General features: G+C 46.1%; 12 protein-coding genes, 1 tRNA gene and 2 pseudogenes. 3 read left to right on the top strand and 12 right to left on the bottom strand.

The genetic code is table 11. The features are described from left to right. Positions 1–35: 35 nt before the first annotated feature. Together nadA and nadC are read left to right on the top strand one after the other, a co-directional pair. A complete protein-coding gene (nadA, locus tag DXE37_RS04565; RefSeq protein ID WP_114637535.1) occupies positions 36–1,163 on the top strand; it encodes a quinolinate synthase NadA in 1,128 nt (375 codons plus the stop codon). 27 nt (positions 1,164–1,190) lie between these two features. Continuing rightward, positions 1,191–2,048 carry a carboxylating nicotinate-nucleotide diphosphorylase gene (gene nadC, locus DXE37_RS04560; protein ID WP_114636725.1) on the top strand — a complete coding sequence of 286 codons (858 nt, stop codon included), beginning with the start codon at positions 1,191–1,193 and terminating at the stop codon, positions 2,046–2,048. A 20-nt stretch (positions 2,049–2,068) separates the two neighbouring features. Here the strand turns inward: nadC and nadB are convergent, their stop codons facing one another. From nadB to DXE37_RS04515, 9 genes and pseudogenes are all read right to left on the bottom strand, one after another. Further along, positions 2,069–3,724, bottom strand: coding sequence for an L-aspartate oxidase (gene nadB / locus DXE37_RS04555; RefSeq protein ID WP_114636724.1), 1,656 nt, complete (start codon positions 3,722–3,724; stop codon positions 2,069–2,071). Between the two features lie 101 nt (positions 3,725–3,825). Further along, positions 3,826–6,724: pseudogene (fdhF, locus tag DXE37_RS04550) on the bottom strand (formate dehydrogenase subunit alpha). A 40-nt stretch (positions 6,725–6,764) separates the two neighbouring features. Then, positions 6,765–8,565 (bottom strand): annotated as a pseudogene (locus tag DXE37_RS04545) (NAD(P)H-dependent oxidoreductase subunit E). A 175-nt stretch (positions 8,566–8,740) separates the two neighbouring features. Further along, complete coding sequence (locus tag DXE37_RS04540) at positions 8,741–8,944, bottom strand: hypothetical protein (protein ID WP_114636723.1); 204 nt, start codon at positions 8,942–8,944, stop codon at positions 8,741–8,743. A gap of 120 nt (positions 8,945–9,064) precedes the next feature. Continuing rightward, positions 9,065–9,529 (bottom strand): hypothetical protein, encoded by a 465-nt coding sequence (locus DXE37_RS04535; RefSeq protein WP_114636722.1) that lies wholly within the window; start codon positions 9,527–9,529, stop codon positions 9,065–9,067. A 4-nt stretch (positions 9,530–9,533) separates the two neighbouring features. Beyond that, the gene (locus tag DXE37_RS04530) at positions 9,534–10,070 is read right to left on the bottom strand and encodes a DUF748 domain-containing protein (protein ID WP_114636721.1); all 537 of its coding nucleotides are present in this window, start codon (positions 10,068–10,070) and stop codon (positions 9,534–9,536) included. Positions 10,071–10,450: 380 nt separating this feature from the next. Further along, a complete protein-coding gene (locus tag DXE37_RS04525) occupies positions 10,451–10,642 on the bottom strand; it encodes a hypothetical protein (RefSeq protein ID WP_114636720.1) in 192 nt (63 codons plus the stop codon). A gap of 170 nt (positions 10,643–10,812) precedes the next feature. Continuing rightward, positions 10,813–11,061: a GAF domain-containing protein gene (locus DXE37_RS04520; protein ID WP_114636719.1), complete on the bottom strand. Its 249-nt coding sequence runs from the start codon at positions 11,059–11,061 to the stop codon at positions 10,813–10,815. A gap of 195 nt (positions 11,062–11,256) precedes the next feature. Next, positions 11,257–11,457, bottom strand: coding sequence for a hypothetical protein (locus tag DXE37_RS04515; protein WP_114636718.1), 201 nt, complete (start codon positions 11,455–11,457; stop codon positions 11,257–11,259). A gap of 138 nt (positions 11,458–11,595) precedes the next feature. On the opposite strand from DXE37_RS04515, the gene DXE37_RS04510 reads away from it, so the two are divergent. Beyond that, positions 11,596–11,784 (top strand): hypothetical protein, encoded by a 189-nt coding sequence (locus DXE37_RS04510; RefSeq protein ID WP_114636717.1) that lies wholly within the window; start codon positions 11,596–11,598, stop codon positions 11,782–11,784. Between the two features lie 271 nt (positions 11,785–12,055). Here the strand turns inward: DXE37_RS04510 and DXE37_RS04505 are convergent, their stop codons facing one another. From DXE37_RS04505 to acs, 3 genes are all read right to left on the bottom strand, one after another. Then, positions 12,056–13,120: a glycosyltransferase family 2 protein gene (locus tag DXE37_RS04505; RefSeq protein WP_231971076.1), complete on the bottom strand. Its 1,065-nt coding sequence runs from the start codon at positions 13,118–13,120 to the stop codon at positions 12,056–12,058. A 190-nt stretch (positions 13,121–13,310) separates the two neighbouring features. Then, a tRNA-Ser gene (locus DXE37_RS04500) sits at positions 13,311–13,401 on the bottom strand. Between the two features lie 58 nt (positions 13,402–13,459). Then, positions 13,460–15,433, bottom strand: coding sequence for an acetate--CoA ligase (gene acs / locus DXE37_RS04495; protein ID WP_114636716.1), 1,974 nt, complete (start codon positions 15,431–15,433; stop codon positions 13,460–13,462). Positions 15,434–15,473 lie beyond the last annotated feature (40 nt).

The following is a 15,473-nucleotide window of genomic DNA, read 5'->3' as shown; positions in this document are numbered from 1 at the left end:
AAGCCTCAGGGTTGCTTATCGGGTTAAGATTCAGCATGATTGCATCGTCCTCCACCCCCATTCAATTTGATTACCCCCAGCAAGACTCGACTGGCCTAACCTGTACAGCTCAAGCTTGGGCTAAAACCCCACTGCCTCTAACAGCCTTGGAAAAGCCCCAAGTCCTAAAGAAAATCAAGACATTGTTGCTTGAAAAAAATGCCGCATTAGTTGCCCACTATTATGTAAACGCAGACATTCAGGATCTAGCTCTGGAAACTGGTGGGTGCGTTGCTGACTCCCTCGAAATGGCCCGCTTTGGAAAAAATCATCCTGCAAAAAACTTGATTGTTGCTGGCGTCAGCTTTATGGGCGAGACCGCAAAAATACTAAGCCCTGAAAAGCGGGTATTTATGCCAGACTTAGATGCGACTTGCTCTCTAGATCTAGGTTGCAATGCCGCAGACTTTGCTACTTTTCGAGCAGCACACCCCGACCGGATGGTAATAGTCTATGCCAACACTAGTGCAGCCGTAAAAGCACAAGCCGATTGGATGGTGACGAGCTCCTGTGCCTTAGCCATTGTTCACCAACTCAAAGTAGAAGGTAAGAAGATCTTATGGGCCCCTGACCGGCATTTGGGTCGCTATATACAGGAGCAAACTGGGACGGATATGTTGCTTTGGAATGGCGTCTGCATTGTTCACGATGAGTTCAAGGCAATAGAGCTAGAAATCCTAAAGGCACAGCATCCAAACGCCATGATCTTGGTGCATCCAGAGTCCCCGCAAGCTGTGGTGAACCTTGCTGATGTGGTGGGCTCGACTTCTGCCATGATCAAGGCCGTAGTTGAGGGTAGCGCAACCGAATATATCGTGGCAACAGATAATGGCATCTTGCATCGCATGCGGCAACTTGCCCCAAGTAAAACATTAATTGAAGCCCCGACCGCTGGTAATAGTGCGACTTGTAAAAGTTGTGCGCATTGTCCTTGGATGGCCATGAATGGACTCGCAGGCATTCTCAATTGCTTGGAAAATGATTTTGGTGAGGTCTTCGTTGACGAGACCATTCGTTCACAAGCTTTAGGATGTATCGACCGCATGCTGGACTTTACAAAAAACCATCCTGACCTGCTTGCTAAGGCACAGCATGGCTTTGTCAAAAATATTGGCTCAGCCTAATCTACAAAAGCAGATAAGAAATATCCTATGTTTGAATTCAATGAAACCTTAGAGCAAGCCCGTCAACGCAATATTCATGATGCACTTCTAGAGGATATTGGCACTGGCGATTGGACTGCAATGCTAGTGCCAAAAAAAAATGTTCAAGCGCAACTCATTATTCGCCAAGCGGCCGTTCTATGCGGTGTTGACTGGTTCGAAGGCACCCTTAAGAAACTAGACCCTCAGGCAAAGATTATTTGGCATTACATTGAAGGTGACATGATGAAGCCTGATACTACCGTGTGTGATATCCAGGTAGATTCTCAAGTCCTTCTCTCGGCAGAGCGCACCTGTATTAACTTTTTGCAAACGCTCTCTTGGACAGCTACTATTACCCGTCAACATGTAGATGCCATAGCGGGTGCTAGCCCAAACCCTAAGGGATGCGCAGTATTGGATACACGCAAGACTCTCCCTGGCTTAAGACAAGCTCAGAAATATGCAGTGCGAGTTGGGTCTGGACAAAATCAACGTTTAGCTTTGTGGCATGGAATTCTCATTAAAGAAAATCATATTGCTGCTGCAGGAAGTGTTTCTGCCGCCTTAAAGAATGCTCTGGCTCTGAACGCTGGAGTAGATATTCAGATCGAAGTAGAAAATTTTCATGAACTGGAAGAAGCTTTAGCAGCTGGCGCCAAAAGCATTTTGATTGATAACTTCAATGCTGATCAAATGAAGCAGGCAGTAGCATTTACTGCAGGCCGCGCACTATTAGAGGCATCGGGGGGCATTAATCTGGATCAAATGCGCGCCATTGCGGCTACTGGAGTAGATCGAATTTCCCTTGGAAAATTAACAAAAGATGTGAATGCTGTCGATTTCTCAATGAGAATTCTTGGATAAAACGTTCAATCTTTAGATCTCTAAGCCTCTTGAGGGGTGTCTACACCCTCCGCTTGCGGCGTCAAAATAGTTGGATAAGAAACAGCCCAAGCGCCCGGATAATCGCGACTGTAATGCAAACCTCTACTTTCACGACGCATTAATGCCGAACGCACAATGAGTTCCGCACATTCCAGCAGATTTCTTAACTCAATTAGATCGCGTGTTACTTTAAAGTTGGCGTAATACTCTTGCACTTCGTAACGCAGCAATTTAATACGATGTAATGCGCGCTCGAGTCTGCGATTGGTCCGTACGATACCTACATAATTCCACATCAACGACCGCAACTCATCCCAGTTATGCGCAATGACAACCTGCTCATCCGCATCTTCAACCTGACTTTCATCCCACAAAGGTAGAGAATGAATGACTGGAGTTTTGAGTGAGGATATATCTTCAGCCGCCGCTTTGCCAATCACGATACACTCTAATAATGAGTTACTTGCCAAACGATTAGCGCCATGTAAACCGGTATGGGTTGCCTCACCGACAGCATACAGGCCCGGCAAATCGGTGCGTCCCTTTAGATCCGTTACCACACCTCCACAGGTGTAATGTGCAGCAGGCACAACCGGAATAGCCTCCTTAGTAATATCCAAACCCAGACTGAGGCAACGCGCGTAGATCATTGGAAAGTGCTCTTTAATAACCGCTTCGCCAAGGTGAGTGGCATCTAAATGCACGTAGTCCAATCCATGCTTTTTCATTTCAAAGTCGATGGCGCGCGCCACAATATCACGTGGTGCTAGTTCATGACGATCGTCATGCTCCGGCATAAAGCGCGTACCATCTGGCAGCTTTAATAGACCGCCCTCACCCCGCATTGCTTCTGTAATTAAGAAGGTACGATCACTCGGGTGATATAAGCAGGTCGGATGAAACTGAATAAATTCCATATTGCCAACTCGACACCCTGCACGCCAAGCTATCGCGATTCCATCACCAGTAGCAGTGTCAGGATTGCTGGTGTAACGATAGACCTTACCCACACCACCAGTAGCAAGAACAACCGACTTCGCCTGAATGGTTTCAACCTTGTTCTTTTTAATGTCTAAGGCATACACGCCATAACATCGATTGGGCTTACCACGTTGGGCCTTAGCATCCAATTGGCGATTAGTAATGAGATCCAGCGCAATCCAATGCTCCAAGATTTGAATGTTCTTGTGTGATCTAGCTTTATCCAGCAATACCTCATGGATTGCTTTACCAGTGGCATCTGCCGCATGGGCAATCCGGCGATGACTATGGCCACCCTCACGAGCCAGGTGAAGACCCATGGGACCAGCCTCATCCTCAGTAAAAGGTACACCTTGCTCAACCAACCAACGAATTGCTTCAGCACTTTCTTCCGCTATGTAGCGGGCTGTAGATTCAACCACCAGACCTGCACCAGCATCCAAGGTATCGGTCACATGAGAATCGATACTGTCATGCTCCTTATCAACTACCCCCACAATGCCACCCTGTGCCCAAGCTGTAGCTGCCTCACCTAGGCCACGTTTAGCCATCAAGATTACCGGCTGAGTCTCGGCCATATGCAAAGCGACCGTTAAGCCCGCTAAGCCAGCCCCAATGATGAGAACTGGTAAGTCCGCTTTTGCTTGTGCTGGTGTAGGTATTGAACTGACCATGAATCAGTCATTCTAAAGGGCAAATGAAAATGATGAGATCTATGCAAAAAGACCCCTTTAAGGGGCCTTTCTATTGACTACATTTGCATCCGGATCGAGATTTAGATATTTGCCATTACCTTTGGCCCGTTAGGAGCATTGGTGCCATAGCCCATCACCTCTGCAGCCTGACCCGCCTTTAGCCAACCTAACCGCTCAGTACTTAAATTCTGGAATCTTGCCAAATGGATCTAAGGCAGGGTTAGTGATCAAGTTAGCAGCGGCCTCATAGAGTATGCAAATGGAATAAAGATCACACCCCTTGGCGTGCCATCGTCCTTTCGGACATGAATGCCAACCTCACCACGACGGGACTGGACAGCAATGACATCACCAGCAGAGACACCTAGCTGAGTCATATCTTCTCCATTCATCGATACCGTAGCCATTGGCTCAATCGCATCCAGTACGGGTGCTCTTCGAGTCATGCTACCTGTATGCCAATGCTCTAGCTGACGTCCCGTGATGAGGACAAATGGATATTCAGAATCAGGGCGCTCATTCGCGGGAATAATACCTGCTGGAACGAGTTTTACTTTGCCATCAGGGGTAGCAAACTGATCATCAAATACGATAGGTCGACCGGGATCCTCTAATGAGAGACATGGGTATGTCACGCTAAATTCTTTTTCAAGCCGCTCCCATGTAATACCCTTAATCGCACCATGTATAGCCTGACGCATCTCGTCATAAACCTCGGCAACACCCGCATCCGGACCTTGATAATTCCAGTTCAAACCCATGCGTTTAGCAATTTCCTGAATAATCCACAAATCTGCTTTTGCATCTCCAGGAGGTTCAATCGCTTTCTTGCCCATTTGCACCATGGGTCAGTATTACTTGCGGCTCCAACCTTCTCAGGCCAAGCGCTTGCCGGTAATACGACGTCTGCAAGCAGTGCAGTTGCAGTCATAAAGATATCCTGAACTACTAAATGCTCCAAGGAAGCCAAAGCATGTCGAGCGTGATTCAAATCAGGATCGCTCATAGCTGGATTTTCACCCTCAACATACATTCCGCGAATCTTGTCAGGATCGCTATCTGGTGCAGCGATCTTATGCATGATTTCAACTATGGTGTAGCCGGGCTTTTTATCGAGCGGCGTATTCCACAGAACTTTTCAAACCAAGCATGGGCTTCTGGATTATCAACACGCTGGTAATTTGGGAACATCATCGGAATCAAGCCAGCATCACTCGCGTCCTGCACATTATTTTGACCACGCAGCGGATGCAATCCTGAGCCTGGCTTACCAATTTGGCCAGTGATACTCACCAAAGCAATCAGACAGCGAGCATTGTCAGTGCCATGAACGTGTTGGCTAACGCCCATTCCCCATAAAATCATTGCAGACTTAGCAGTAGCAAATTCACGGGCAACTTCGCGCAAAGTCTCAGAAGGAATACCACAAATCGAGGCCATTGCTTCAGGGCTGTAACCCTTAATGTTTTCTTTTAAGGCATCAAAGTTGTTAGCACGATGCTGAATAAAGTCTTTATCGGCTAAACCCTCTTCGATGATGGTGTAGATCATCGCATTGAGCATCGCCACGTCTGTATCAGGTTTAAATTGCATCGTACGCCATGCATGCTTACTGATATCAGTCATGCGAGGATCACAGAGCACAATCTTTGCGCCGCGCTTGGCCGCATTCTTAAACCAGGTAGCAGCTACAGGATGGTTTGCAGTAGGGTTTGAGCCAATCAACATGATCAAGCTGGAATGCTCTACATCGTTCACTTGATTACTCACCGCACCAGAGCCCACACCCTCTAATAAGGCTGCCACAGAGGAGGCATGACAAAGTCGCGTGCAGTGGTCTACGTTATTACTTCCAAAGCCAGTACGAACTAGTTTTTGGAATAAATAAGCCTCTTTCATTGCTGCCTTTTGCAGAACCAAAGCCAGCCAGCACTTTTAAGCCATGCTGATCTTTTAATTTCTTTAGTCCGCCACCAGCAATATCCAACGCCTCTTCCCAAGTAGCTTCGCGGAAAATGTGAGACCAGTCTTGCTTACCCTTAAGCATAGATTCGTCTTTTGGTACGCCAGATTTACGAATCAATGGTTTAGTTAAGCGCTGTGGGTTATGGATGTAATCCATACCAAAACGGTCCTTAACGCAGAGACGATTGTGATTGGCCGGACCATCACGACCTTCAACACTCACAATCTTTTCATCTTTGACGTTATATGTAATTTGACAACCTACTCCGCAGAACGGACAAACAGAATCAACCTTGCGGTCGACTGTTTGCGATCCAATTAAACCCTTCGGCATAAGAGCGCCTGTTGGGCATGCTTATACGCATTCGCCGCAGGCTACACAAGTGCTATCGCCCATAGGATCATTGAAATCAAATACGATCTCACTATGTGCTCCGCGCATAGCGTAACCAATGACATCATTGACTTGCTCTTCACGGCAAGCACGAACGCAACGATTACATTGAATGCAAGCGCCTAAGTTGACAGCCATCGCTGGATGAGAAATATCGCTTGATACCGCTTCTCGACGTAAAGTTTTTAACTCAGGGCGCACTGTTACATCCAAACGAGCGGCCCAAGTACTGAGTTCGCCTGTTGGTTCTTCTGCTCTTCCTCTTTGCTATCACCAACCCACTTAAAGCCCTCATCAGGCATATGAGAGAGCAACATCTCCAGCACAAGCTTTTGACTCTTGATGGCACGTTCACTGTTGGCTTTTACTTCCATGCCAGGTGTAGCATTTCTACAGCAACTAGGAGCTAAAGTACGCTCACCATTAATTTCTACTACGCATGCACGGCAATTTCCATCTGGACGGTAGCCATCTTTAAAACAGAGATGCGGAATACCAATACCATGGCGTTTTGTAGCCTTAAGTATTGTTTCGCCTTTATACGAAATGATGGTTTGACCGTCAAGCTTGAACTCAACAATTTTTAATTCAAGTTCTTTAGGATTAGTTGGTGCGTTCATATCTGTCTCGTTCTTCCCTGATCTTTTTTAGGTGACTTCCTTATGCAACTTCTTGAGGGAAATATTTATGAATACAGCGAATTGGGTTTGGCGCAGCCTGACCTAAGCCGCAAATAGAGGCATCGACCATCACAGTCGCTAAATCCTCAAGTGTGGTCTGATCCCATGATTGGGCTTGCATCGACTTGGCGGCCTTACCGGTACCAACGCGGCATGGGGTGCATTGACCACAACTTTCATGCTCGAAAAAATGCATCGCATTTAAAGCCATATCACGCGCTTTGTCTTGATCGCTAAATACCATTACCGCACAGCAGAACCAATGAAACAACCATAGGGCTGCAAAGTATCAAAGTCGAGTGGAATGTCATTCATTGTGGCCGGTAAGATTCCGCCAGATGCACCGCCAGGTAAGTAACCATAGAACTGATGACCTTCTTGCATACCGCCACAATACTCATCAATCAATTCTTGAATAGTGATACCCGCAGGTGCTAATTTAGCGCCTGGTTTTTTACGCGCCCACTGACACTAAAGCTTCGCAAACCTTTGCGATCATGGCGACCATAAGAGCTAAACCATTCTGGCCCACGTTGAATGATGTCTCGCACCCAATAGAGAGTTTCAAAGTTATGCTCGAGTGTGGGTCTACCAAATAAACCGACTTGCGCAATATAAGGTGGACGCATCCGTGGTTCACCGCGCTTGCCTTCAATACTCTCAATCATGGCAGATTCTTCGCCACAGATATAAGCTCCTGCGCCACGACGTAATTCAATCTTAGGAATCGGAAATGGCGGATTTGCTTGGAGTTTTGCTAGCTCTTTTTCTAGCAGCTCACGGCACCCGTTGATACTCATCTCGCAAATAAATATAACAAGCCTCAATACCGACAACATTAGCCGCAATTAATAGCCCCTCTAAAAATCGATGTGGATCACGCTCTGTAAGTACGGTCTTTAAATGTTCCCGGCTCACCTTCATCGATGTTCACTGCCATCAACTTAAGAGCTGTCTAGTCTTTCACAATGCGCCATTTGCGACCTGCTGGGAAACCAGCACCGCCTAAGCCTCGGAGCCCTGAGCTTTCCATGGCCTTGATAATGCTTTCAGCACCTCTAGCGCCGTCATGGATTTCTTTGGCCAAGGCGTAACCACCTTGCGCACGATATGCTTCATACTCAACATAGTCTGGGGATAGAGCTTGATTTTGCCCTTACGGGGAGACACCCTGCTCCGCCAACGACGCAGGATCAAAGTTAGCGTCATCTTTTGCTAGAGGCTGAGTAGTGAGTTTGTTATTCACTGCTGCCTGAACTTTGTCAGTGGTAGCAAAAAGTACGGAGTACTGGCACTACTGCAACCGGAGCCTGCTCACAACGGCCGACACAAGGCGCTACAATAACTTTGATGTTGGGGTTGCCCAATACGGTAGGAAGTTTTGATAAAAGGTTTTGCGCGCCAGCCAGTTCACATGTAGTATCATCACACACTCTGATCGTGATATCCGCCACAGGATCATTGCCGCGAACTACTTCAAAGTGATGATAAAAGGTAGCGACCTCATACACCTCTGCCATTGACAAATTCATTTCTTTTGCAAGCGCGACGAAATGACGATCATGTAATGCGCGGTATTCATCGTTGAGCTTATGTAGATTTTCAATCAACAAATCACGGCGATGCGGCGCACTTCCAATGAGTTGGCGAACCTCAGCAACTGAGGTATCATCTGGTTGTCGACCTTTTAACTTGCTCTTGCGACGAATAGTCTCCCTGAGATCATCAGCAGTAGCAACTGCAACCGCCTTAACTTCTCCGGAAGGTTTTGGGTGATTCATAGTTTTTAGTCTCCAATTTTTTTGTTGTTTTCAATACACGCAGCAGCGCAGCTCTTTTGGAGCAAATACGCAAAAACACACATGATTTTGGGTTATTTCAATCCCCAAGTCCTTGACGGCGCTCAAGGGATTAAAACTAGGGTAAACCCTAGTCTAAAGCACCGATGGGGATGGTCTATCGCCAGGCGGGAGTTGAATAGTCTAGTTTGCGTTCGTACACACGGGCTTTGTAACAATCTTGGTAGCCTTTGCTACCAATCTGCCAGCCAATAGAGGTGCAGTCATCTTGCGCTGCAGATTCAATAGAGCCACAGGCCGAGAGACCCATGGTCACCATCAAGGTGGAAATGAGGGCAAAAGGAATATTTATTAACTTCATAAACGCAGTCTACTTGATTTTGATTTCAACATCGAGGGGGAGCTCCCTCCTTGCTGGCATCCACCGTCTTTACATCCCCTAACAAAATCCGATCCTTCAAGCTGGGATCACCTTTAACCATCATGTCATAGGCAATTTTGGCTCGATTTTTGCCAACTCTTTTAATTCGGCCTCGCTAACCTCTATCGCCGCAATTAATTCGTTATGTAATTGCTCATTGCCCGCCTCACCATCTGGAAGCATAACCAAGCGCTGACTCAATTTAATTCGACCAACATACTGAGCATAGGCCCCTAAGCCAAACCGAACTCTCGGATCAGAGAGACTGGGTACTGGCACTGGCTCACCTGGATTTAACTTGAAACCAGCATCTTTCAAAATGGCGGTGTCAGCCCTCACCCGAGCTAATTCTTGCTTATCTTGAACGGGATCATAAGTTCCATTGATTTGAAGATTGGCATTTGGGCGTTTCTCAAGATAAGCGCCAAACTTTTCCAAGTTGTCTTGATCTTGGGGCAAGAATACGGCTTCCCCTAAAACGGCATTGACCCCTTCATTGCCACTAATACCAACTAATGCAGCCAATGCTCTAAATGGCGCAGTAGCAATATTCGTTAATCACATTACTAATGGCCTGCCAAACCAATCCAGATGCACTGAACTCAGGCGAGCCTACATTTCCGGCGATCTTAATCGTGACATCAATCGTATCGTCGGAATCCTCTAGCAAAGCAATAGCCAAACCTAATGGTAATTTTTTGCCTTTAAAGTCTGGAACCTCATCACCTAACTTCACTTGCTTGATGATGATTTGATTGCTTCCGTTGAGATCGTCATCTTTTGAGCGGTAATTTAAATTCAGACTTAGCCGACCTCCCACGATTTGATATCCAGCAAATGTCATCACGGCAGGATTAAAAGCAGTTAGCGGAAGATTGCGGAAATTTACGGCAACGTCATGATTACAACGAGGGTCATCAAAGGATGCTCGGCCTTTCGCTCTCAGGCTACCTGTGCCCGCCACAACACCATCAGCTGCCACAGTCGCAGATCGATCGGGCATATTACTGACGCCAAGTAAGGTGGCATTAAATTTTTTAATGTCGACCTTTAAGTTAGGCTTCATAGCTAAGTCACTAAAAAACACTTCACCATTTTTTAAATTGATTGAGGGATATTAAGAGCGAATGGTGCTTTCTGTTTGGGCGGACTGATCGGCGCTGTAGTAGCTCCATCGGCAGCAGCAGGCGAGGAAAATAATCTTCTGAAATTGGAGGAGCCCTCTTCATTAATTTCAAACTGAAGGTTTGGTTAATCAACAATACATTCATCTACTATCAAGCTCCTACCTTTTGCAGAATCTGTCTTGACCATTTGAAACTCGAAATTTCGGAAATCAGCCGACTTCCCAGGCAATGAGTGGCGACTTTTTACCGTTCTCTGTAATCACTAAGTCTGCCCATTGCGCACTTCCAGAGATGACGTTGCCCTCACCCCCCGCCTTAATCAAGAGATTGGCGTTGTGATTTGTCCACTCATCCCCGTCAGCTCTTTATTTGCGGGCAATAAAAGGATAAAGGGTACTGTTGCTAACTGATGAATTTCTAGCTTGCCTTCTAAAAGCTGAGAAGTTGTATTAAATGTCCAATGGGAGAGGATGTCACCTTCATCGAGCTTGACGTTGATCTGCGCCCCCAATATTCCAGGCTCAGGCCTTATCTAAGCCACCTGATAAGGCCACATGCTGAAATGCCAGTGTTTTATTGATCCCAGGAATGACAGTTTGCAAGCTACCTAAACTAAAGCTGTATTGACCTCGGACACCAGTAACGACTCCATTTTTATCGTAGTTAGCGACATCTAATAGTTCAATAGAAAAAGGCTTTAACTCCTTTTTCGTGTATTTGATCGTCTAATTTGTGCTGACGGTCAATGGCTCTTAATCCAAATCCGATTTCTTTGGCGAGACTTTCAAATAACAAGACTTCATCTGGTCCAAAAGCATGGGGCTCTTTGGAGTAAATTAAAAGCGATCCAAAAGGCATTTCACTATCTTGTATCGGACAACCTAAAGCGAAGTTGAACGGATTCCAAATGAACGCGCCAGCTCCTTCCATGAAGTAAATCCAACGTCTTCTTCAGTATCAACCACTACGCATGGCTTGCTACTACGAATCGAGGTGCCTGCTGGACCCATACTACTTACATTTTGATCGGACCACAACTAACAGCAATGTTATCTATCGACATAAGCAAGTGCTGATCCCGCTCCGCCAGCCACACTGACAGTCTTATTCTCATCATGCTCCGCTTTACCAACCCAAGCCAACACATAAGGGCCTTGGAGCGGCAATGGCACCGCAGACCTCCTGAATGAGCAGGTCTTGAGAGTCTGCTCGCGCTAAAGCAGCAGCTGCTTCTGATAATGCAGATAAGGCCCAGCCATGTTTATCAATAGCGATTTTTGCTGCAACTTCTACTGCATCTACTGTATTTATTATTTTTGAAGGCATCGGTTCATTATCCTTCGAATAGCCAACTTCTCACTGCGTAATAAAAAATAATCATTGAAATGAAGCTCTTATTTATTAAGAGTATATATTGCTTGCAAGTGGCAGATTATCAAATGGTAAGACTATCCAGGAAATGCTATGCAAGAAGATATCGAAAAGATTTATGCCAAGTTAGTCAACCTGGAAACCGAGATCCAAAACTTACGCGAAGGCTATATCATTATCAGCGAGCGCTACACGGTGGCCATCTCCAGCCTGAAGTCTCTTACCGCTAGTGCATTAGAAGCAGCAAAGCGCGCTGCAGTGGCAGCAAAAAATCACTATTAGCGGCGCGTAAATCCGCATTAGCAGCCAAGCTGGCCGCTACCGAATCAGTAGTTGAAGCAGCAGAAGCGGCAGCCCATAGAATTGCAATGCCCTTCATTTCGTACCCCACGATTTTCTAAGGCTGAGTAATTCTGAAAAATATCCGTATACACACGCTGGCTGCAAAATAAGTCCATAGGCAAGCACGTAGAATAAAAACCCTAATCTATTCTGTCGAATCTTCAAGCGCTCTTCTAAGAACACGGCCCTTCCAATACGATACATTTGCCAGTTAAGCAAAAATGCCATCGGCAAAAGAGAGAGTCATAGGTCCCACTATCGAAAACTTTCCAAAGCAAGCCAGAATCAGCCCAGGAATAAAACCAAAGGTATACGCGATATCCATCAATGGGAACATGGTGTTCCACCAGATATATAAAGTAGTTAGCCTTGGCTTAAATAAAATCATCGGGCATTCTTTAAATGCCTCCATTAAGCCGCGAGACCATCTTCGCCTTTGTTTTATAAATTGCTCTAGCATATTTGGGCAATTCGTAAAGGCCATCGCGTCTTGAGCGTATCCCACCCTATATCCCGCCGATAGGAACTTCCAGGTCAACACGATGTCTTCGCCCACTTTTTCAGGCCATCCACCCATTTCAACCAAAGCCTTGCGATCATATAAAGAGAATGCGCCTTGGGCGACTAAAGTCCCACCATGAAACAAAGACTGAATTCGTTTAACGGTTCCGATGCCTAAAAAATAATCCCACTCCTGTGCTTTAGTAATCCAATTTTCTCTGGAGTTCCGAATTAGTATGCTTCCTGCTACAGCCCTGGTATCTAAGGGGTCAGCCCAATAGCGACTCACTAAGTTTTTGATGCCATCACGATGAAGGTAGCAATCCGCATCAACAGAGATGACGATATCCGTTTTACATTTCTCAAGACCAAGATTGAGTGCTGCTGCTTTTCCACCATTATGTTGAAGATAGATTAGCTCCAAGTTTGGATGCTTCTTTTCAATTTCTCTCACTACATCAACAGTAAGGTCATAAGAGCCATCACTTATCAAAATAATGCGCATTGGTGATGAATAACTCTGATTAAAAAGACTGGTCAGTGTTGAGGTAATAGCAAATATCTCGTTGTATGCTGCTATGAGAACAGAAACTGGCGGATATCTTTGATCATCAAGTTCAGGCGGGCGAACATCAAATACATTCGCCATAAAGACAAACGCATTCATAAAGCCGGGGACAATCGCAATAAAGGTGATTAAGAAATAGGCTGGAACTACTCCTATTTCGTTACTAAGCTCTGAGTACCATGGGCTGGGAATACCAAAAAGAAACACCCATCCATGACAAAGAAAAAAGCAGGGATACTACAAATTTGGCCTTAGTAGCGAGGTACAGAAAAGCCTTAGGTAAATTATTGACCTCTTAGGATAACTCTTACTTCAGCTATAACGACTCATAGCAAGTTATTTGAAAATAATAAAAAAGTCCTTGCAACCTAATGGCTTACAAGAACTCTGAACTACTTGGCGGAAGGGGCGGGATTCGAACCCGCGGTAGGCTATTAACCTACGCACGCTTTCCAGGCGTGTGACTTAAACCGCTCATCCACCCTTCCGGAACCAGTAATTGTACGATTGCCGAAAGGGTTTGCCCCAAAAGCGATTAAAACGGACTTATAGAGACTCTTTGAGTTGATCCAAAATCGCTGGATTTTCCAAAGTCGAGGTGTCCTGAGTCACTTCTTCACCTTTAGCAATCACGCGTAGCAAGCGACGCATGATCTTGCCAGAGCGAGTTTTCGGTAAGTTATCACCAAACCGCACGTCCTTAGGTTTAGCAATCGGGCCGATCTCTTTGCCTACCCAGTTACGTAGCTCGGTAGCAACCTTCTTCGCCTCTTCACCTGTTGGGCGTCCACCCTTCAGAACCACGAATACGCAAATAGCTTCACCAGTCAGATCATCGGGACGACCTACTACTGCAGCTTCTGCAACTAATGGGTTGGCAACTAAGCAAGATTCAATTTCCATGGTTCCCATGCGGTGACCAGAAACGTTTAACACGTCATCGATACGACCGGTGATGGTGAAGTAGCCAGTATCTTTGTTTCGGATTGCGCCGTCACCAGCAAGATACAAAGTGCCACCCAATTCATCTGGGAAATAAGACTTCACAAAACGATCTGGATCATTCCAAATGGTACGAATCATTGAAGGCCATGGACGCTTCACAACCAAGATACCACCTTGGCCATTTGGCACGTCTGCACCAGCTTCATCAACGATCGCCGCCTGAATACCGGGCAATGGCAATGTGCATGAACCAGGGATCATTGGGGTGGCGCCTGGCAATGGTGAAATCATATGACCACCCGTTTCGGTTTGCCAGAAAGTATCTGCGATTGGGCAACGTGAGCCGCCAACATTTTCGTAGTACCACATCCATGCTTCTGGATTAATTGGCTCACCTACTGAACCCAAGAGACGTAGTGAGGACAAGTCATAGCTCTTTGGATGTACTGATTCATCATTGCTGGAAGCTTTGATCAAAGAACGAATGGCAGTTGGTGCTGTATAGAAAATCGTTGCCTTGTGCTTTTGGATCACGTCCCAGAAACGGCCCGCATTTGGGAAGGTTGGTACACCCTCAAACACAATCTCAGTGGCGTCAACTGCTAGCGGGCCATAAGTAATATAAGAGTGACCCGTTACCCAACCAATGTCCGCAGTACACCAGAACACATCGTTAGGTTTAATGTCAAATGTCCACTTCATAGTGAGAATGGCCCACAAGAGATAGCCACCAGTCGAGTGTTGTACACCCTTTGGCTTACCAGTTGAACCGGATGTGTACAGAATAAACAATGGGTGCTCAGCGCTTACCCACTCTGGCTCGCAAGCAGTAGCTTCATTAGCCACAATCTCTTGCATCCAAACGTCACGGCCTGGCTGCATAGTGATGTCAGTACCAGTACGCTTGCTCACGATCACATGCTTCACCTTGAGGCATTCGCCAGTAGAAAGCGCTTCATCGCAGATTGCCTTGAGTGGCAATGCTTTACCGCCACGGAACTGGCCGTCAGCAGTAATCACAGCAACTGCACCAACGTCCATAATGCGATCACGCAATGCTTGAGCAGAGAAACCACCAAACACAACTGAGTGAATCGCGCCGATACGAGCACAGGCTTGCATGGCAACAATACCTTCAATGGTCATTGCCATATAAATAATGACGCTGTCACCAGACTTAACGCCCATTTTGCGAAGCGCGTTTGCCATTTTGCAAACACGCTCGAGCATCTCTTTATAAGTTACCTTAGTAACCGTGCCGTTATCTGCTTCAAAAATGATGGCAGTCTTATCGCCTAAGCCAGCTTCAACTTGACGGTCTAAACAGTTATAAGAAGCATTGGTTGTGCCATCTTCGAACCACTTGTAGAAAGGCGCTTTAGATTCATCTAAAACTTTAGTAAATGGCTTCTTCCAATAGATGTTCTCTTTAGCAAGACGACCCCAGAAACCATCGTAATCTGCATTAGCTTCAGCACAAAGCTTGTTATAGGCGTCCATGCCTGGAATTGCCGCACCCTTTACAAAGTCTGCAGGCGGGTTAAATATGCGGTTTTCTTGCTTTAATGATTCCATGCTTCACAGCCCTCTATCAAATAATCAATAATCTAAAATC

The organism is Polynucleobacter necessarius, from assembly GCF_900095205.1.
Classification (GTDB): domain Bacteria; phylum Pseudomonadota; class Gammaproteobacteria; order Burkholderiales; family Burkholderiaceae; genus Polynucleobacter; species Polynucleobacter necessarius_E.
Note: the sequence above shows the minus strand (reverse complement) of the source record. Positions and strands in the feature narration are given on the sequence as shown.